Annotated in this window: 17 protein-coding genes; 8 read left to right on the forward strand and 9 right to left on the reverse strand. The window is 66.1% G+C overall.

Annotated elements, in window-relative coordinates; genetic code table 11:
- Positions 1-56 precede the first annotated feature (56 nt).
- Positions 57-623, forward strand: a complete 567-nt coding sequence (locus QE399_RS16900; RefSeq protein ID WP_309830512.1) for a hypothetical protein — start codon at positions 57-59, stop codon at positions 621-623.
- A 34-nt stretch (positions 624-657) separates the two neighbouring features.
- On the opposite strand, the gene QE399_RS16905 is transcribed toward QE399_RS16900, so the two are convergent.
- The 3 genes from QE399_RS16905 to QE399_RS16915 form a co-directional block, all read right to left on the reverse strand.
- Positions 658-993, reverse strand: a complete 336-nt coding sequence (locus QE399_RS16905) for a DUF3325 domain-containing protein (RefSeq protein WP_309830514.1) — start codon at positions 991-993, stop codon at positions 658-660.
- A complete protein-coding gene (locus QE399_RS16910; RefSeq protein ID WP_309830516.1) occupies positions 986-2,674 on the reverse strand; it encodes a PepSY-associated TM helix domain-containing protein in 1,689 nt (562 codons plus the stop codon). The genes QE399_RS16905 and QE399_RS16910 overlap by 8 nt, the downstream gene beginning before the upstream one ends.
- An 87-nt stretch (positions 2,675-2,761) precedes the next feature.
- Positions 2,762-3,058: an iron uptake protein gene (locus tag QE399_RS16915; RefSeq protein WP_309830518.1), complete on the reverse strand. Its 297-nt coding sequence runs from the start codon at positions 3,056-3,058 to the stop codon at positions 2,762-2,764.
- Between the two features lie 274 nt (positions 3,059-3,332).
- On the opposite strand from QE399_RS16915, the gene QE399_RS16920 reads away from it, so the two are divergent.
- The 3 genes from QE399_RS16920 (at position 3,333) to QE399_RS16930 (ending at position 9,278) form a co-directional block, all read left to right on the forward strand.
- Positions 3,333-4,001 (forward strand): hypothetical protein, encoded by a 669-nt coding sequence (locus QE399_RS16920; RefSeq protein ID WP_309830520.1) that lies wholly within the window; start codon positions 3,333-3,335, stop codon positions 3,999-4,001.
- A gap of 284 nt (positions 4,002-4,285) precedes the next feature.
- Positions 4,286-6,121 carry an ABC transporter ATP-binding protein gene (locus tag QE399_RS16925; protein ID WP_309832152.1) on the forward strand — a complete coding sequence of 612 codons (1,836 nt, stop codon included), beginning with the start codon at positions 4,286-4,288 and terminating at the stop codon, positions 6,119-6,121.
- Positions 6,122-6,425: 304 nt separating this feature from the next.
- On the forward strand, positions 6,426-9,278 hold the full coding sequence (locus QE399_RS16930) for a PAS domain S-box protein (protein WP_309830522.1): 2,853 nt from the start codon (positions 6,426-6,428) through the stop codon (positions 9,276-9,278).
- A 54-nt stretch (positions 9,279-9,332) separates the two neighbouring features.
- On the opposite strand, the gene QE399_RS16935 is transcribed toward QE399_RS16930, so the two are convergent.
- The gene (locus QE399_RS16935; RefSeq protein ID WP_309830524.1) at positions 9,333-10,622 is read right to left on the reverse strand and encodes a M20/M25/M40 family metallo-hydrolase; all 1,290 of its coding nucleotides are present in this window, start codon (positions 10,620-10,622) and stop codon (positions 9,333-9,335) included.
- 377 nt (positions 10,623-10,999) lie between these two features.
- On the opposite strand from QE399_RS16935, the gene QE399_RS16940 reads away from it, so the two are divergent.
- Entirely contained in the window at positions 11,000-11,158 is a 159-nt protein-coding gene (locus tag QE399_RS16940; RefSeq protein ID WP_309830526.1) for a DUF3309 family protein, read from the forward strand.
- 135 nt (positions 11,159-11,293) lie between these two features.
- Here the strand turns inward: QE399_RS16940 and QE399_RS16945 are convergent, their stop codons facing one another.
- The 5 genes from QE399_RS16945 to QE399_RS16965 form a co-directional block, all read right to left on the reverse strand.
- Positions 11,294-11,872, reverse strand: coding sequence for an EF-hand domain-containing protein (locus tag QE399_RS16945; protein ID WP_309830528.1), 579 nt, complete (start codon positions 11,870-11,872; stop codon positions 11,294-11,296).
- Positions 11,873-12,102: 230 nt separating this feature from the next.
- A complete protein-coding gene (locus QE399_RS16950) occupies positions 12,103-12,696 on the reverse strand; it encodes a cysteine hydrolase family protein (RefSeq protein ID WP_309830530.1) in 594 nt (197 codons plus the stop codon).
- Positions 12,697-12,753: 57 nt separating this feature from the next.
- Positions 12,754-14,211 (reverse strand): D-serine/D-alanine/glycine transporter, encoded by a 1,458-nt coding sequence (gene cycA, locus QE399_RS16955; protein ID WP_309830532.1) that lies wholly within the window; start codon positions 14,209-14,211, stop codon positions 12,754-12,756.
- A gap of 138 nt (positions 14,212-14,349) precedes the next feature.
- On the reverse strand, positions 14,350-15,336 hold the full coding sequence (locus QE399_RS16960) for a hypothetical protein (RefSeq protein ID WP_309830534.1): 987 nt from the start codon (positions 15,334-15,336) through the stop codon (positions 14,350-14,352).
- Between the two features lie 142 nt (positions 15,337-15,478).
- Complete coding sequence (locus QE399_RS16965; RefSeq protein WP_309830536.1) at positions 15,479-16,345, reverse strand: LysR family transcriptional regulator; 867 nt, start codon at positions 16,343-16,345, stop codon at positions 15,479-15,481.
- Between the two features lie 170 nt (positions 16,346-16,515).
- Between QE399_RS16965 and QE399_RS16970 the strand changes: the two genes are divergently transcribed.
- The 3 genes from QE399_RS16970 (at position 16,516) to QE399_RS16980 (ending at position 19,810) form a co-directional block, all read left to right on the forward strand.
- Entirely contained in the window at positions 16,516-18,039 is a 1,524-nt protein-coding gene (locus QE399_RS16970; RefSeq protein ID WP_309830538.1) for a CoA-acylating methylmalonate-semialdehyde dehydrogenase, read from the forward strand.
- 184 nt (positions 18,040-18,223) lie between these two features.
- Positions 18,224-18,601: a lysozyme inhibitor LprI family protein gene (locus QE399_RS16975; RefSeq protein ID WP_309830540.1), complete on the forward strand. Its 378-nt coding sequence runs from the start codon at positions 18,224-18,226 to the stop codon at positions 18,599-18,601.
- A 42-nt stretch (positions 18,602-18,643) separates the two neighbouring features.
- Positions 18,644-19,810, forward strand: a complete 1,167-nt coding sequence (locus QE399_RS16980; RefSeq protein WP_309830541.1) for an acyl-CoA dehydrogenase family protein — start codon at positions 18,644-18,646, stop codon at positions 19,808-19,810.
- The last annotated feature ends 35 nt before the right edge of the window (positions 19,811-19,845 follow it).

Raw genomic sequence — 19,845 nt, forward strand, 5'->3', positions numbered from 1 at the left:
CTTCCTGCCACACTTTGCGCCGGACCGACCCAGCTCAGGCACGGAGGTAAGTGACGATGACGGCGCGCAATCTGCTCTTCATGGCCCTGCCGCCGCCGGCCGTGCGCGAGGCGTTGCTGAAGCAGGTGCGCCTGAACCGGTGGGATCACCGGCTGGGCGGTGCGATGTTCCCCGCCTGCAACTGGCACCAGTCCCTCTCCGGCCTACATGGCGCCACACCGGAAATGCGCTCGTGCATGCTCCGCGCCGGAGCGAAGGTGGCTGCGCACGCCTGCACACTGCTGCTCGACGAGATGACCAGTGAGGCGCACGGCAGCACGTGGTACTGGACCTTTCGGGCCCGGGCCCGGCCGCCGGGGTTCGGGCCGCTGCTGGCCTCCGTCGCCGCGGCCCTGGCCGCTGAGGGCATCGAGACCCTCTCAAGCCATACCCCGCACGTGACGCTGAGCTACTGGGCGCCAGAACCGCTGGGCACATGGCGGATGGAGCCCATTCCCTGGACGCTGACCGAGCTTCGGCTGGTGGTGAGCGGCGGCCATCCCTACACTTACAAGACACTGGGCCAATGGCCGTTGCTGCCTGCGCGGGACAATCCACCGCCAGCGCAGGCGGCACTCTTCTAGGCGCGCAACCTGTCCAAACGCCTGAAGCAGCGCCTCAGGCGGCCGGGGCCCGACCCGCCCCCACCCAGGCCACCAGCGGGCGCAGCACGCGCGGACGCCACGACAGCGTGAAGGCGATGCCAAGCGCGGCGCCCGCCAGCGTCATGAACCACACCAGCGACGCCATCGAAGCGTGGTCGACCGCCAGGCACAGCAGCAGTGAGGTGAACAGTCCCAGACCGCCCAGCCAGCGCAGTTGCACAACCGTGCGCCGCGGCAATGGATCGGTGCCGCGCGCCTGTTCCCAGTGCACGTCCATCGACAGCGCCAGCCAGCCCATGGCGGCGATGTTGGCCGCCACGGCGGCAGCGAGCAGCAAGGTGTCAGGCACGGGCAGTCTCCACGGAACGACGGGCGGGATCAACGGCACGCCCGGGAGCGGCGGGCGCGCGCTGGGAGCGCCGGCGGAGCGTGCGCGCCGCCAGCACGGCAACGGCGGCGCTGGCCAGGATGGCCAGGTCCACACCGGCCACAGGCCAGTAGCCGTTACCGATGGTGCGCAGCAAATGGTCGCCCGTGGTCGCCCAGTTGAGCAGCACCGCCGCAACGGCGAGCACAGCCACGGCCCAGCATTGCTCGGCCCATGCCGGCGCCATGCGCGCCTGGGCCACGGGCGCGGTGCGCCAGATGCCGTGCAGGAAAGCCAGCACCCAGGCACCCCAGAAAACATACTTTTCCCAATCGCCGCGGGCGGGCAGGTCCAGCGGCAGGAGCCGGTTGCCGATCAACATGGCGAAGGTGGCGATCAGCATGCCCGTCACCGTGGACACGGCGAAGGCGTCGACCCAGCGAGAGCCGCTCACGCCCTGCTTGGCGTGCTGCTTCTTGCGCTTCTCGACGAAGAAGATGAAGCCGGTGGCGATGCACACGCAGCCCGCCAGCCCGCCCAGCACATACAGCCAGCGCAAGAGCCAGTGGCGGAAGTGCTGCAGGTGCAGCCCCGTGAGGAAGGTGTTGACGCTGGCCACGGCCGTCTGTGGCGGGTCTTCGCGCAGCACCTCCCCGGTGGACGCCTTGAAGTGGATGCCGTTGCCCACCAGGGCGATACGGTCCGTGCCGGCGCGGTACACGCTCACATAGCTGTTGGCGTCGCCCACGTGCTGGACGTTCAGGAAGCCCACATCGCCGGCCATGCCCTGCGCGGCCCAGCGGCGCTGGGCCTCGGCCACCATCGCATCTACGGAAGCGAGCGGGCCTGCCACGCCGGCGCGGTCGTGCGGCAGGCCGGTCTCGGCCGCCTCGTGCTTTTCATGCAGTTCATGCAGCGGATGCAGCTGGGTGTGCGTGACGGGGAAGTAGACACCGCCGAAGATCACCAGCCCCGAGAACGCGAAGATGAAGTGGAACGGCAGCGCCACCACGCCCGTCAGGTTGTGCAGGTCGAGCGCGCTGCGCTGCGTGTGCTTCTTCGGTCGGAAGGTGAACAGCTCACGGAAGAGCTTGCGGTGCATGACCACGCCGCTGACCAGCGCCACCAGCATGATGAGCGCGGCGAAACCCACGATCCACATGCCCAGGTCCTTCCAGTGGAAGTTCAGGCTGTAGTGCATGGGGTAGAAGAACTGGCTGCCGATCTTCAGGTGGTCGTCCGGCAGCGACTGGCCGTTGCGCGGGTCGATGGTGCGGTTGCCCCAGACGCTGTCTTCAGGGTCTTTCGCGTTGGGCAGCTCGTAGCTCGAGAACAGGCCCAGCACCGGGTCGCGGTGGGTGGTGTAGGCGCCCCAGCTCTTGGTCACGGGGAAGGTCTCGGCCATCGGGCCGTTGACGCGGCCCTTGGCCAGTTCGATGGCCTGCGGGCTGGGCTTCATGTCTTCGAATACCGGCTTGAGCACCTGGTCGAATGACGGCATGGGCTGCGGCTCGAAACGGCTGGCCGGAATCGCCCAGCGGTCGATCTCACGGTCGAACACCGACAGCGAACCGAAGAAGAACACCACCATGAGCACGAAGCCCAGCACCAGGCCGAACCAGGTGTGGAGCCAGGCCATGGACAGCCGGAAATTCTGGAACACGGGGCGGGACTCCTTAAGGGGCAGCGGCGGCGGAAAGACGAGGAGAGGAGGACGGGGTTCGGCGCAGCGGCGCGTTCGGTGCAGCGGCTAGACCAGGGCCTGCTGCACCAGCCAGGCCGCGCCGGTCATGAACGCGCCGCCGCCTGCCAGCACCAGCCAGACCCGGCCCACGCTCTTTGCGCAGAAGGCCCACAGGAAAGCCACCAGGAAGATGAGAAAGCCCAGGATGTAGCCCAGCGCCTCGGCGTCGTGGAATTCCATCTGCGCCGCAAAGCCCACCCCCACCAACAGCGCGATGAACCCCCAGGTGAACGCATAGCCGCCGAGGACCCCCGCGCCAATGCGGGAGACGATGTTCAACGGGGTGACTGCTGGGGTGGCCATGGCTTTAGAAACGGGAGTGATTCGCAATTATGCCCTCCGCTGCGGCCATTTCTGGTTTGCCCCTGTGCGCAGAATCTGTTCAAGGTCTTTTCGGGGATCGCCTTGCGTCGGAGCCCGGCAAGAGGCTTGCACGCCCCCGAAAAGAACTTGAGTCGGTTCCCAGAGGTCGGCCCCCCAGACCTTTCTGGGGTCTTGGCACATGCCGCACGGGTGCTGGCGATATGCTGGTGTTTCGCCCGCCCAGCACCCGTCATTCATTCCCTGAACCCGTCCCATGCGCGTCCGCTCCCGCCCTCTCATCGTGCTCGCAGCCGCAGCGCTGCTGGGAGCGGTCGCTCTGGCCGGGTGGGCCTTTGCCAGATTGCATTCCGCCAACGAGCAGGTGGCCCAGTTGCAGCAGGAGGTGACCTCCCGTACCGAGCAATTGCTGGGTTACACGCGCTACACCAGCTACCTCACGGTGGGCCAGCAGTCGCTGGCCGAGCAGATGAAGCTGCTCACGGCCACGGTGGTGCGGGAGGAAGGCGCCACGCAGATCGTCGAGAAGTCGGTCCTGGGCTTGGCGTCCACCGGTGTGGTCGCCATCTGGTACACGGCCGAGTACGCCTTCGGCTACGACCTGCGGCCGGGGCAGTACGAGCTGCGCCCCACCGCCCAGGGCTTGGAAGTGCACCTGGCGCGCCCGGCCCTGGTGGCGACGCCGGCCATCAGCCAGTTGCGGCACCGCGTGCTGAGCGGCGGCCTGCTGACGGACGACAAGGGCGCCGTCATCCGCCTGCAGCAGGAAGCGGCACGGCGGGCCGAAACCCAGGGCCGCGCCCTGGCCGCCGATCCGGCCGTGCTCGCCCTGTGCGAGAAAAGCCTGACCAGCTTCCTTGCCGACTTCCTGGCACGCCAGCCCGGCGTGCGGGCGGTGCCGCGCATCACGGTGGTGTACCGCTGAGAACCTGGTCACGCCCCCGCGATGCGGCAGCGATAGCCGAGCGATTGCGAGGATGGGAAACGCGGCAGACCTCGCCAGGCAGAGCGATGCAGCGCGCGTAGCTTGTTCAGCACAGCCCCAAGTCCCGGCGGGCGTTGCGCCAAGCATGCGGCCGGTACCGGGATTGCGGGTGGTCACGCCCGCCACGTCATCCAAGGCCTTGCACCAATGTGGGGCTCTGCCGCGGCGCGGAGCATCGCCCTGCGCGGGACCGTACCATCGGCGCCCAAGGAGTGAGCCCCGTGTTGTTCCGGTTTTTTGAAAAGCGCGTCCCCCCCTACCCCGCCGACGAACCCACCCTGCCGCCGAAGGCCTTCATGCCCTTCGTCTGGGCGGGCACGCAAGGCTTGCGCGGCTATGTGCTGGGAATGGCCGGTCTGTCGGCCGCCATCGCGGTGTACGAAGCGCTGCTGTTCGCGGTGCTCGGGCGCGTGGTGGACTGGATCTCGCAGGGGCCTCCGGCGCAGTTCTGGGCCGAGCGCAGCGGCATCCTGACCTGGATCGCCGGCATGCTGGTCGCCAGCATCGTGCTGGTGGCAGTGCAGACCAGCGTGAAGCACCAGACGCTGGCCATCAATTTCCCCTTGCGCCTGCGCTGGAACTTCCACCGCCTGATGCTGGGCCAGAGCATGGCCTTCTATGCCGACGAGTTCGCCGGGCGCATCACCACCAAGATCATGCAGACGGCACTGGCCGTGCGCGACATGATCTTCACCACCACCGACGTGGTGATCGGCATGGGCGTGTACCTGGTCACCATCCTCGTGCTGGCCGCGGGCTTCGACGTGCGCCTGCTGGTGCCGTTCCTCGTCTGGATCCTGTGCTACGCGGCGGCCTGCTGGTACTTTGTGCCGCGCCTGGGCAAGGTCGGCAAGGCGCAGGCCGATGCACGCTCGGTGATGACCGGGCGCATCACGGACGCCTACACCAACATCGCCACCGTCAAGCTGTTCTCGCACACGCACCGCGAGGCCGAGTTCGCGCGCTCTGCCATGGATGCGTTCAAGCTCACCGGCTATGCGCAGATGCGGCTGGTGAGCCTGTTCGAGATCGTCAACCACACGCTGGTGGTCGGCATGATCCTGGGCGCCTGCGGCTCCGCGCTGTGGCTGTGGTCGCAGGGCCAGGTGGGTGCCGGCGCCGTGGCCGCCGTCACCGCCATGGCGCTGCGGGTGTCGGGCCACGCGCACTGGGTGATGTGGGAGATGACCACGCTGTTCGAGAGCGTGGGCACCATCCAGGACGGTATCAACACCCTGACCAAGCAGCGCACGGTGGTCGACGCGGCCGACGCCCGCCCGCTGACCGTGCCGCGCGGCGAGGTGCGCTTCGAGCACGTCACCTTCGGCTACCAGGGAGGCAAGCCGGTGATCGACGACCTGAACCTGGTGATCCGCCCGGGCGAGAAGATCGGCCTCATCGGCCGCTCCGGTGCGGGCAAGTCCACGCTGGTCAACCTGCTGCTGCGCTTCCATGATGTGCCCGCGGGCCGCATCCTGATCGACGGCCAGGACATCGCCCACGTCACGCAGGACAGCCTGCGCCAGCACATCGGCATGGTCACGCAGGACACCTCCCTGCTGCACCGCTCCATGCGCGACAACATCCTGTACGGCCGGCCCGACGCGACCGAGGACGATCTGCACGCCGCCGCCCGCCGGGCCGAGGCGTCGGACTTCATCGCCACGCTCACCGACCTGCAGGGCCGCACGGGCTACGACGCCCACGTGGGCGAGCGCGGCGTCAAGCTCTCCGGCGGCCAGCGCCAGCGCGTGGCCATTGCCCGCGTGATGCTGAAGGACGCGCCCATCCTGCTGCTGGACGAGGCGACCAGCGCGCTGGACTCCGAGGTGGAGGCCGCCATCCAGCAAAGCCTGGACACGCTGATGCAGGGCAAGACCGTGATCGCCATCGCGCACCGCCTGTCCACCATCGCGGCCATGGACCGGCTCATCGTGCTCGATGCCGGCCGCATCATCGAGGAAGGCACGCACGCGCAGCTGCTGGCCCACGGCGGTGTGTACGCGCGGCTGTGGGGCCACCAGAGCGGCGGCTTCCTGGGCGAGACGGCGGAAGACTGAGCAGCGCGGCGGCCGGCCCGCGCCGGGCCGCGAGGGGTCTGCACGCCGTCCACTGCGCTATGCATACGCTAGCAGGCTGCGCTTGCCCCGCCTGCAACTGCGGCCCGTTTCAATCGGAAACCGTTTGCTACGGCGGGCGGGTTGCTCTCATTATTGATATGCGGTAAGCGGCGCAGCGTATCCGCCGCTTTGGCGCCTTCGCGCCGGCGCAGAGGTAGGACAAGGCCGCACGATGCGGGCCGGAACGCGGTTTTTACACGCTCGGCACCTAAACTTCGCGCTCCGGTCATCTGCCCATTCACCCATGTCCAGCCTGCCCATCCAGCCTTCCGAGATGCCGCCCTTCCTGCGGGGCGGCAGCATCATGGGAGGCCTGATCGCCGAGGTCGACTGGGCCGCCACGGCACTGGGCCCCCTGGAACAGTGGAGCCCGTCGCTGCGTGGCACCGTCGCGCTCATGCTGCGCGCCGATGTCCCCATGGCACTGCTGTGGGGCCGCACCGGCGTCATGCTCTACAACGACCCGTACATCGACATCGCCCACCAGCGGCACCCGGTGTGCCTGGGCGTCTCGGTCTTCGACGCGTGGCCCGAGGTGGCGGGCTTCAATCAACGCGTGATCGAACACTGCCTGGCCGGCCGCACCCTGCGCTACACCGACCAGGAGTTCACCTTCCTGCGCCGCGGCACGCCCGAGCAGGTGTGGCTGGACCTGAACTATTCCCCCGTTCCCGATGAGGACGGCGAACCGGCAGGGGTGCTGGTGCTCCTCACCGAAACCACCGAACGCGTGCGAGCCGACCAGCAGGCGCAGAACGAGCGCGAACGCCTGCGCCATATGTTCGCGCAGGCACCGGGCTTCATGTGCCTGCTCTCCGGGCCCGAGCACGTGTTCGCGCAGGCCAACACCGCCTACATCCAGCTCGTGGGCGGCCGTGATGTGATCGGCCAGCGGGTGCGCGACGCGCTGCCCGAACTGGCCGGCCAGGGCTTCCTGGAGGCGCTGGACACGGTCTACACCACCGGCGCGCCAATCCACGGCGAAGGCCGCCCCGCCCTGCTGCAGCGCGAGCCCGGCGGGCCGCTGGAAACGCGGTACGTGGACTTCGTGTTCCAGCCCATGCGCAACGACGACGGTTCGGTGGTGGGCATCTTCGTGCAGGGCTCAGACGTCACCGAGCGCCACAGCGCGCAAGAGGGCTTGCGCCTGAGCGAAACGCGGCTGCGCAGCCTGGTGCAGGCGATGCCGCACCCGGTCTGGAACGCCGGCGCCGATGACCAGGTGTTCTGGGTCAACGACCGCATGGCCCAGGCCACGGGTCTGGCGGCGGAGCAGCTGCTGGGCGAAGGCTGGGCCGCCATCGTCCACCCGGACGACCTGCCCGCCGTGCAAGAGAGCTGGGCCCAGTCCCGCGCCCACGGAACAACGCAGGAAATCGAATGGCGCATGCGCTGCGCCGACGGCAGCTACCGCTGGCACCTGGCACGCTCGGTGCCGGTGCGGGGGGAAGACGGGCAGGTGCTGAACTGGGTCGGCACCCACACCGACATCGACGACCAGAAGTCCGCCGCGCACATGCTTGGCAACCTGAACCAGCTGCTGGAGCAGCAGCTGGCCGAGCGCACCGCCGACCGCGACCGCATGTGGCAGCTATCCACCGACGTGATGGTGGTCACCGACCTGGGCGGCCACGTGCTGTCGGCCAACCCGGCCTTCACCCGGGTGCTGGGCTGGACCTCCTGCGAACTGCTCGGCCGCGAGCTGTGCTCCCTCCAACACCCTGACGACGCCCAGCGCAGCCTCGAGCTGTGGAACGCGCCCAACCCCTGCCCCACCACGCTGCGCTGGGAGAGCCGCTACCGCCACAGCGACGGCAGCTACCGCACGCTGGAATGGGTGGCCGTGCGCGATGCCCACTACATGCACGGCGTGGGCCGTGACGTGACGGCCGACCGGGCCGCCGCGGCCACGCTGCGCCGCACCGAGGCAGCGCTGTACCAGGCGCAGAAGATGGAAACCGTGGGCCAGCTTACCGGTGGCGTGGCACACGACTTCAACAACCTGCTGCAGGTCATCTCCGGCAATCTGCAACTGCTGTCGCGCGTGGCGAAGCTCGACGATCGCTCCAGCAAGTTCGTGTCGAACGCGCTGTCGGGGGTGCAGCGCGGGGCCAAGCTGGCCAGCCAGCTGCTCGCCTTCGCCCGCCGCCAGCCGCTGGAGCCGCGCGCCGTCCACCTCGGCCGTTTCATTGCCGGCATGGAAGAGATGCTGGGCCGCACCCTGGGCGAGGCGGTGGAGATTTCGACCGCCAGTGCCCCCGATCTGTGGCATTGCGCCGTCGACCCGAACCAGGCCGAAAACGCCGTGCTCAACCTGGTGCTGAACGCGCGCGACGCCATGCCCCAGGGCATGGGCCGCATCACGCTCACGGCTGCCAATGCGCACCTGGACGAGGCGGCCGTGCGCGCGCACCCGGAGCTGCAGGCCGGCCCCTATGTGATGCTGTCCGTGGAAGACAACGGCAGCGGCATGGCGCCCGACGTGCTCGCCAAGGTGTTCGAACCCTTCTTCTCCACCAAGCCAGACGGCAAGGGCACGGGCCTGGGCCTGTCCATGGTCTACGGCTTCGTGGCGCAGTCGGGCGGCCACATCGCCATCGACAGCGTGGAGGGCCAGGGCACGACCGTGCGCCTGTACCTGCCATGCACCGACGCACCGCCCGAGGAACCGGCCCCGCTGCCCGTGCCCGACGACACGCTGGGCACCGGCACCATCCTTGTGGCCGAAGACGACGAGGCCGTGCGCCAGGCCGTGGTGGAGATGCTGTCGCACATGGGCTACCGGGTGCTGCAGGCCCGCGACGCGGCCTCGGCGTTGGCCATCGTGGAGGCCGGCGAGTCCATCGACCTGCTGTTCACCGATGTGGTCATGCCCGGACCGCTGCGCAGCCCCGAACTCGCCCGCCGCGCCCGCGAGCGGCTGCCCGGCCTGGCCGTGTTGTTTACCTCGGGCTACACCCGCCAGGCCATCGAACACGACGGTCGACTGGACGCCGGCGTGGAGCTGCTCAGCAAGCCCTACACCGAAGAGGCCCTGCGCCAGCGAGTCCGCACCGTGCTCGCCCAGCAACGCGCGATGCCGCCGCAATCGGCCTGACGGCAAGGCCGCCGGCGCCCGTGCCGGCCCAGCGCTGCACAGGCGCGCTGGCCGTTACTTCAGCTTGCCCGTGGACAGATCCATGATCATGCGCGTGGCCAGGTACAGGCGCGGCACGATGGTGTTGATCTGCACGTACTCCGCATCGTTGGAATGCGCGCCATAGCCCGACAGGCCCATGCCCTCCACCACGGCGCCCTTGGTCTTCAGCGCCGCAAAGGCCGCGTCGGTGCCGCCCCCCGTGGCCTTTTCCACCACGTTCAGCGACATGCCCAGCTCTTGGTAGATGGTCTTGCCGTAGCCGGCGATGCGGCGGGAGGCGTCGGTCGCTTCCAGCGGCGGGCGGCGCACCTCGAACTTCAGGCTCACCTTGGCGCCGGGCACCACGGTGGTCTTGATCTTTTCCTGCAGTGTCTTCTCCAGGCCGTCGAAGTCAGCGACCTTGAGCGCGCGCGCGTCGGCCTGGGCCGTGGCTTCGGCGGGGATCACATTGCGGTTGGTGCCGGCCTTGGAGACCGTCCAGTTCAGCTTGAGGCCCTGATCGGGCTTGGACAGGTCCTTCATCTGCACCAGCTGGTGCGACAGCTCGTACAGCGCATTCACGCCGTCTTCGGGCTTGGCGCCCGCGTGCGACGACTTGCCCTGCACCGTGAGGTAGGCCGAGCCGATCCCGCTGGTGGCCAGGCGCAGCGTGCCATCGGTGCCGCCGCCCTCGAAGGAAAACACGGCATCCTGGTCGGCCGCCACGCGGGTAATGGTGCTGCGCCAGCCGGGCGAGCTGATTTCCTCGTCGCCGTTGATGAGCACCGTGAGCGTGCCGTAGTCCTTGAACTTCAGCTGCTGCAGCATGGCCACGGTGTGCAGGATCAAAGCAACGCCCTGCTTGTCGTCGGCAATGCCCAGCCCGTAGGCCTTGTCACCGTCGATGCGGAAGGGCTGGTCCTTCAGCATGCCCTTGAGGTAGACCGTGTCCATGTGGGCGATCAGCATGATCTTCTTGCTGCCCGTGCCCTTGAACACGGCCTGTACGGCCGGGCCCACCTTCTCGGGCGTGTCGTCCAGCTTGTAGATGTCGGAGGTCTGCAGCACCTCAGCCGTGCCGCCCAGTTGCTTGAGCTGGCTGGCGATGCGCTCGGCGATCTGGTTCAGGCCCTCGATGTCCTTGCTGCCCGATTCGATATGCACGAGGTCGCGCAAGGTGTCCAGCAGCGGCTGCTGCTGCTTCTGGGCCAGGGCGTGCACGTCCGCAACCGGGGCCGACTGCGCCATGCCGGCCAGCAGCGCCAGCGCCAGCGAGACCACCAGCGGGCGGACGAACGAAGGGAGGGAAGTGGTGGTGTGCATGGGCGGCGGTCCTTTGGAGGGGAAAAGCGTTGAGTATGGCTAGCTGCAACGACTATTGCAGCCAGGCAAGCCAATCGCAATATCTATGCCAAAAACGTCTCCCACCCAAGTTCTATAAGCGCAGCTACACATTCGATAGCGCATGCCGTCACGCACGTGTCAAACCGGTGCGAGCGAACACAGCAGCGGACGTACCGGCCCTGCACCTTGCTGCGCCGTTCGACGCGTCCCACGCCCCACGTCGGAAAACGCTGACGCCGCCGCAGGCCCACGGACTGCCAACCATCCAGGGGCGCCCTCGAACAATGCACCCATCCGTTTGAATTGGTTCACACGGTGGAATTCACAACGAGTCACAACGAACAAAGGAACTCACCATGTCGATCTCCCTGCTGCTGCTCATCATCCTGATCCTGATCCTGATCGGCGTGCTGCCCACCTGGGGCCACAGCCGCTCGTGGGGCTACGGTCCCAGCGGCGGTATCGGCCTGGTGGTGGTGATCCTGCTGATCCTGCTGCTGATGGGACGGATCTGACCCTGACCGGGTGGCGCCACCACGGCGCTCGCCCGGTCCGATGTACCCAAGCAAAACGGCGCCGTCGGCGCCGTTTTTGCGTGCGGGGATAGCCTTAAGCGGTAGGCCATTCACAGGATGCAATGTGTCCCCGGCTCAGGCCACCCGGCGGGTGTGTGCGTCGGCAAAAGCGGTGGTGAACTGCGCAAACTCCTGCGCGCTGACCTCGCCATTGGCATCGCCCGGGCGGTCCATCAGCCGCATCAGCGCCTGAGAGAAATCGGTCTGCCCCTGGCTGCCCCGCGTCTGGGCCAACCCCTTCAAGAACTCCGCCTGCGTGATCGTGCCGTCCTGGTTGGCGTCGAAGCCGGCAGTCAGCGCGGCCTTCTCTTCCTCGGACGCGCCGAAGCCGGCCAGCAGCTCCTGGAAATCTTCCTTGGACACCGCGGCCGCGTTGGCGTCCCATGCGGCACCGCCCTCGGTGCGGGCCGGCCCGACAAACGGCGTCTTGGTCAGCGAGCCCTGCAGCGGGCGTGACGCCACGGCGATGCCCCGGTCCGCAAAACCGGCGATGGTGGCCGCATCCTTGCTGAGGGTGAGCACCGCGGACGGGCCGGCCTCGGCGGCATCACCCGCACCGCGCGCACTGGCAGACGGGGATTTGGCGTTGCCCGAGGACACGTTGTTGAAGACGGTCGAGGCCAGCGTCAGCAGGCCGGAAACGAGAGGGGTCATGGCAGCAGCACTCCTGCATCGGAGCAACCCCGCGGCCGCCTGCACCACGCAGGCACGGACCGGGCTCACCCCGTCGCCAAGGGTAGTAGGAGCCGCCAGCGCTCAGTGGCCGGAAAAGCCGCCGCTTCACCGGTCTGATCCACGGACCGGTGGTCGGTCGCCTGTCGCAAAGCGGCGTGGGCACCGAACGACCGGGCGGAGCCGCTGTGCCGCCCGTTCACGCCAACCGATCAGGCCGCCACATCCAGCGCCTGGGCTGCCACCAAGGTCACCCGGGGCCCGAAGCTGGAGATGTTGGGCAGCGTGGCGTTGTGGTGCGCAATCACCTGCTGCGGCGTGATGGCTGCATTGCCGGCCGAGGTGTGGGCATCCGCCACGAGCGTGACCGGGTAGCCCAGCGCCAGCGCCTTGCGCACGGTGGTGTCCACGCAGAACTCGGTGTGCATGCCGCACACCACCAACTGGGTCACTCCGTTCGCCAGCAGCTGGTCTTGCAGGTCGGTACGCAGGAAGGAGTCCGGCGTGGTCTTGCGCACGCGCAGATCGGAGGCTTCGATCTGCAGCCCCTGGGCCAGCTGCCAGTCCGCCGAACCGTGCTCAAGGTAGCCCGGCTCCTCAGACTCATGCTGGATGAAGACGACCGGCCGCCCCGCGGCCCGCGCCTTGGCCGTCACCCCGTTGATGCGCTCGATGGTGCCAGCGCAGTCGTGCGCGGCATCCGGGCCTTCGCACAGGCCCTGCTGCATGTCGATCACGAGGATGGCCGTGTTGCCCGCCGTGGGGGCGTCAGCCGCGGGAGTGGGAGGTATGGTCGTCGAAGTCATGGAAGGCATTGCACCATGAAACCCGCCATCCTCTAGCGCGCCCCACCCGCGGTGGCCTCAACGCTCCACCGGCAGCGCCGCAGCAGCATGAGGTGCCTCACCTGCCGGCGCACCGCCCTGCCCCCGCCGGCGCACGAACTGGTAGGCCACGGCCAGCAGCACGAACCACAGCGGCGTGACGATCAGCGCCTGCCGCGTGTCGGCCTCCAGCGCCAGCAGGCCCAGGATGAAGACGAAGAACACCAGGCACGCACCGCACATGAACACGCCGCCCGGCATCTTGTACTGGGACGCCGCATGCAGCGCCGCGCGCTGGCGGCGGTAGCTGATGTACGACAGCAGGATCAGCGACCACACGAACATGAAGAGGATGGCGGACACGGTGGTCACCAGCGTGAACGCCTCGACCAGATCCGGCACCACCCACATCAGGAAGGCGCCCGCCAGCAGACAGATGCACGAGAACAGCAACCCGCGCGACGGCACGCTGCTCGCCGACAGGCGGCCGAACGACTTCGGCGCATCGCCCTTGAGCGCCAGCCCGAACAGCATGCGGCTGGTGGAAAACACCCCACTGTTGGCCGACGAGGCAGCCGACGTCAGCACCACGAAATTGATCACGCCCGCAGCCGCCGGCAAACCGGCCAGCACGAACAGTTCGACGAACGGGCTCTTGCCCGGCACCACATCACGCCACGGCGTGACGGCCATGATGGCGATCAGCGCCAGCACGTAGAACACGATGATGCGCACGGGGATGGAGTTGATGGCGCGCGGCAGCGTGCGCTCCGGGTCCTTCGCCTCGGCCGCCGTGGTGCCCACCAGCTCGATGCCCACGAAGGCGAACACCGCGATCTGGAACCCCGCGAAAAAGCCCATCACGCCATGCGGAAACATGCCGCCGTCATTCCACAGATTCGCCAGGCTGGCCGTGCGGCCTGCAGGCGACTGGAACGCCGTGCCCACCATGTACAGGCCGGTACCCACCAACGCCACGATGGCCACGATCTTGATCATGGCAAACCAGAACTCGATCTCGCCAAACAGCTTCACCGTCAGCAGGTTGAGCGACAGCAGCAGCCCGACACAGCCCAGCGCCGGCGCCCACTGCGGCAACGTCGGGAACCAGAACTGCGTATAGGCCGATATCGCGATCACATCGGCGATGCCGGTGACGATCCAGCAGAACCAGTACGTCCACCCCGTGAAGAACCCCGCCCACGGCCCCAGCAGATCGGCCGAGAAGTCGATGAACGACTTGTATTGCAGGTTGGACAGCAGCAGCTCGCCCATGGCCCGCATCACGAAGAACAGCATCACGCCGATGATCGCGTAAACGAAAACGATGGACGGGCCGGCCAGACTGATGGTCTTGCCCGAACCCATGAACAGGCCCGTGCCGATAGCACCTCCGATGGCGATGAGCTGGATATGGCGGTTGGTGAGATTGCGCTGCAGGTCGTCGGGGGAAGCGACGTGCGAGCCCGGGCCGGATGGCGGGGCTGGGTGGGACATGGGGAGACTCCGTCAGGTCTGGCGAAAAACTAGTAATCCTAGGCTAAAAAATCGCCGAATTTACTTTATGAAAAAATCGAGCCCCAATCATACGACACGTGAAAACCAAAAAATGCGAACTGCGACTATGACATACAGTCATTTCAAATAGTCGGACGGATTTTCAGAAAACTCAACCTCCAGAGAATTAGCTCTTGCCCACATAAATACCGTCGGCACCATCCAAATCAACAAACAAAATACAAACAACACTCCAACACCATCAACATATAACTCACCCCCACAGTCCGAAATTGTGTTAAACACCGCCATAAACAACGCAAATAAAGCAATCTCTATTACAACAATAAAAACGGAATTTGAATGCTCCCGCAGGTGAGTATAGGTATCACGAACATCTCTGGCGCCCTTCATTCTACGGGCTTTAAAAATTTTCGCATAAAACGCAAAGAAAGCCTCTCTTTCATGCAGCAATCTATACAAAACAAAATATTGCCCAATGAGTATCCAAAAAACCGGCAAAGAAAGGACCCACCACTGCCGACTTGTTTCACTCAATCCTGCACCAAAGAAATCGAAGACGCGACCCAAAAATCCCCAAAAAAATAGACACCAAATGACAATAAATAAGAGAAAAGCGAAACGAGGGTGCGTCTTATCAACCGGCTTATCGTTCTTTATCAAAGTCAAAAACATTGAAAATGTCGATGCCGCTATTGCAATTCGCTCCAGCACCGGATTCCTACCCAACCTGTCTACGCCAATCGCCAACATAAAAATGCACAACACAATCCATGCAAACCAAAAATGACGCGAATGCCCATCAAACCATCCTCGACGATACCGTCCGGCGTGCAATACAGTTATTGGTGTGCTTGCTATATAACAAAAACCCAAACCCAAAATTGCTACAAGCAAAACAATGGAGCTCCAGTCCGGCTTAATCGATGTAAGTCCAGGTCCCGACAGATAGCCCAATAAGCGTCCAATAATTTCGAGCTTTACCCCAACAAAAAGAACACAAGAACACCCGACGATAAAACCCAAAAAATACCTCACCAAATAGGACTCCCACCATCGAGTGCTTGGTATTTCCGCGGAATCACTTTTCACAGCGCCGTTCACAATATTTATTGATCTAAATTTTTTCATTTCAACCAAAGAAACATATAGGAAATTCGAATGGCAAAAAACGAAACAGCAGAACTCGTTCAGTGCGCAACAGATGCTTACACAAATACCTTACGCCAATCTTGTAGTGCCATGCTCAGTAAGTAAATCCTGTTTTTAAGAATTCCCACACCGCCTGCATCCGCGCTTGGTGCTTTGCCTCCCCCGGCATGCTCATCCAGAACGTGCGCGTGAAGTTCGCCTCTTCCGGCAACACCCGCGCCAGCTCCGGGTCCCGGTCCGCGAGAAACGCCGGCAACACCGCCAGCCCAGCCCCTGCCCGCACCGCCTCGTACTGCGCCGTGATACTGGTGCTGCGAAAGGCAAACCGCTCTGGCGGGTGCAAGGCATCCAGAAACTGCAGCTCCTTGGTGAACAGCAGATCGTCCACATAGCTCACGAAGGCGTGGTGACGCAAATCATCCCGCGTGCGGATCAGGGGGCGGCGGGCCAGGTACTCGCGCTGGCCGTAGAGGTGCAGCGTGTAGTCGGTCAGCTTGGTGACGATGACGGAGCCGCGCGTGGGCCGCTCCAGCGAGATGACGATGTCGGCCTCGCGGCGGCTCAGGTGCAGCATGCGCGGCAGGGCCAACAGGTCGATGGTGAGGCCGGAGTGTTTTTGCGTGAACTGGGCCAGGTGGGGGGCGAGGATGAGCGTGCCGAAGCCTTCCGTGGCGCCCACGCGCACCACGCCCGTCGGGCCGCCGCTGGCATCGGGCACCGCGCGCTCCACGCCGAGCACGGCGGTCTCCATGGCTTCTACCGCCGGCAGCAACTGACGACCGGCTTCGGTCAGGCGGTGGCCGCCGGCCTCGCGGGCAAAAAGAGCGGCGCCCATCTGCTTTTCCAGCGCCTGGATGCGGCGCGCGACCGTGGTGTGCTCCACGCCCGCGCGGCGCGCGGCGGCGGCCAGCGTGCCGCTGCGGGAGAGTTCGAGGAAGTAGCGCAGGTTGTCCCAGTCCATGGCGTGTTCTCCTTCTTGGCTCATTCATTCAAGCCACTTGCCGTGCAAATTTGCAAAGACTGATTGCATGCGTAGCTATTGCCCCGGCAATTTCGCACGGCTAGTATGCCTTTTAGCCCTGCAAGCCTGCCGGGCCGCAGACATCCATGACCGATGCAGGAGACAAACCCATGAACGCCCCCCAATCCACCGCCGTGCTGGCGCCCACCGTCAAGCTGCTGATCGGCGGCCAGTTCGTCGAATCGAAGACCACGCAGTGGCGCAATGTGGTGAACCCCGCCACGCAGGAGGTGCTGGCCCGCGTGCCCTTCGCCACGCCCGAGGAGATCAATGCGGCCGTGGCCTCGGGCAAGGAGGCGTTCAAGACCTGGAAGAAGACGCCCATCGGCGCGCGCTCGCGCATCTTTCTCAAGTACCAGCAGCTGATCCGCGAGAACATGGCTGAGCTGGCCGCGCTGCTCACGGCCGAACAGGGCAAGACCCTGCCTGACGCCGAGGGAGACGTGTTCCGCGGCCTGGAGGTCGTGGAGCACGCCAGCGCCATCGGCAACCTGCAGTTGGGCGAGCTGGCCAACAACGTGGCCAATGGCGTGGACACATACACGCTGATGCAGCCGCTGGGCGTGTGCGCGGGCATCACGCCCTTCAACTTCCCGGCCATGATTCCGCTGTGGATGTTCCCCATGGCCATCGCCACGGGCAACACCTTCGTGCTCAAGCCCTCCGAGCAGGACCCGATGGTGACCATGCGCCTGTGCGAGCTGGCGCTGGAAGCCGGCGTGCCCGCGGGCGTGCTGAACGTGGTGCACGGCGGTGAGGATGCGGTGAACGCCATTTGCGACCACCCGGATATCAAAGCGATCAGCTTCGTGGGCTCCACCAAGGTGGGCACGCATGTGTACAACCGCGCCAGCCTGAACGGCAAGCGCGTGCAATGCATGATGGGCGCGAAGAACCACGCCATCGTGCTGCCCGACGCCAACAAGGAGCAGACGCTCAACGCCCTGGCGGGCGCGGCCTTCGGTGCCGCCGGCCAGCGCTGCATGGCGCTGTCGGTGGTGGTGCTGGTGGGCGAGGCACAACAGTGGATTCCGGACCTGGTCGCCAAGGCCCAAACGCTCAAGGTGAGCGGCGGTACCGAAAAGGGCACAGACGTGGGCCCGCTGGTCTCCTGCGCTGCCAAGGACCGGGTCGAGGGCCTGATCGAGCGCGGCATTGCCGATGGCGCCACGCTGGAACTGGACGGCCGCAAGCCGCAGGTGGCCGGCTACGAGAACGGCAACTTTGTCGGCCCGACGGTGTTCAGCGGCGTGAAGCCCGGCATGAGCATCTACGAGCAGGAAATCTTCGGCCCCGTGCTGTGCCTCGCGGCGGCGAAAGACATCGACGAGGCCATCGCGTTCATCAACGCCAACCCCAACGGCAACGGCACGGCCATCTTCACGCAGTCGGGCGCGGCGGCGCGCAAGTTCCAGGAAGAGATCGACGTGGGCCAGGTGGGCATCAACGTGCCGATTCCGGTGCCGGTGCCGCTGTTCTCGTTCTCGGGCTCGCGCGCTTCCAAGCTGGGCGACCTGGGGCCCTACGGCAAGCAGGTGGTGCTGTTCTACACGCAGACCAAGACGGTGACGGCGCGCTGGTTCGACGACAGCACGGTCAGCCACGGTGTGAACACGACGATTAGTTTGAAGTGACATCCCCCTGAGCGGCTGCGCCGCTTCCCCCTTCTCTCGCGCTGACGCGCGGGAAGGGGGACGTAGCCAGCGCGGCGGGGCGGCCCTTGCGCGGCTGCCGCTGGCTTTGGGCCGCGCCAGTAGCGCCGGGCAGTGGTACAAGCGAAGGATGGATATTTCCAATACCCCCAAGCGATGGGTGCTGATGGCAACCGCGACCACCGCCCTGCTCTGCAACGCAAGCGTCCACGCCCAGGCCGGCGCGGCCTGCAAGCCCGACGGCACGGTGGCCGAAACCAATGCCTGCGCGGTGCAGACCTTCCAGAAGACGGACACGGACATCTCCATCCTCTACGGCGACGTGATGCGTGCCCTGTCGGCCCACGAACGGCCGCAGCTGCGGCAGGAGCAGGCCGCCTGGCAGCGCGAGCGGATCATGCTGTGCAAGCAGAGCACGCAGGCCACCGAATCGGCGCCCGAGTGGCCGCGCCTGTACCACGCCTGCCTGACGGCAGAGACCGAGGCACGGCGCAAGGGCCTGATGCGCTGGCTGACGCTGGACCATCCGTCGGCCAGGCCCTGAACCGCGCACCGGCTACCCACAACAACGAGATGGAGACGATCCATGGACTTTGAGCTGACCGAAGAGCAACGCGCCTTTGCCGAGACGGCCCGCGACTTCGCCCGCGCCGAGCTGGCGCCGCACGCCGCCGAGTGGGATGCAGAGGGCATCTTCCCGCGCGAGGCCATCGGCAAGGCGGGCGAGCTGGGCTTTTGCGGCCTGTACGCGCCCGAGAACGCCGGCGGCCTGGCCCTGCCCCGGCTCGACGCCACGCTGGTCTTCGAGGAGATGGCGGCCATCGACCCCTCCACCACCGCCTTCATCACCATCCACAACATGGCGACGTGGATGCTGGGCACCTGGGCCACCGATGCGGTGCGTGACCACTGGGGTCCCCTGCTGACCAGCGGCGAGAAGCTCGCCAGCTACTGCCTGACGGAGCCGGGCGCGGGCTCGGACGCGGCCTCGCTCAAGACGCGGGCCGAGCGGGTGGGGCATGAGTACGTCATCAACGGTGCCAAGGCCTTCATCAGCGGTGCGGGCAGCACCGACGTGCTGGTGCTCATGGCCCGCACGGGCGCGGCCGATTCCGGTGCGGGCGGCATCAGCGCCTTCGCCGTGCCGGCGGATGCGCAAGGCATCCAGTACGGCAAGAAGGAAGCCAAGATGGGCTGGAACAGCCAGCCCACGCGCACCATCAGCTTCGACAACGTGCGCATCCCGGCCGACCACCTGCTGGGGCGCGAGGGCGAAGGCTTCAAGATCGCCATGAAAGGCCTGGACGGCGGGCGCATCAACATCGCCACCTGCTCGGTAGGCGCGGCCCAGGGCGCGCTGAACGCTGCGCAGCAGTACATGCAGGACCGCAAGCAGTTCGGCAAGGCCATCGCCAGCTTCCAGGCGCTGCAGTTCAAGCTGGCCGACATGGCGACCGAGCTGGTCGCCGCGCGCCAGATGGTGCGGCTGGCCGCCAGCAAACTCGACGCCGGCGCGCGCGACGCCTCCACGTACTGCGCCATGGCGAAGCGCTTCGCCACCGATGCAGGCTTCAACGTGGTGAACGAGGCGCTGCAGCTGCACGGCGGCTACGGCTATATCCGCGAATACCCGCTGGAGCGCCTGCTGCGCGACGCCCGCGTGCACCAGATCCTGGAGGGCACGAACGAGATCATGCGTGTCATCATCGCCCGGCGCATGCTGGACGGCGACGCGCCGGAAGCCATTCGCTGAGACAAATTACTACTCTTTGATAGCTATCTGCGCTT

The organism is Paracidovorax wautersii (assembly GCF_031453675.1).
GTDB lineage: Bacteria > Pseudomonadota > Gammaproteobacteria > Burkholderiales > Burkholderiaceae_C > Paracidovorax.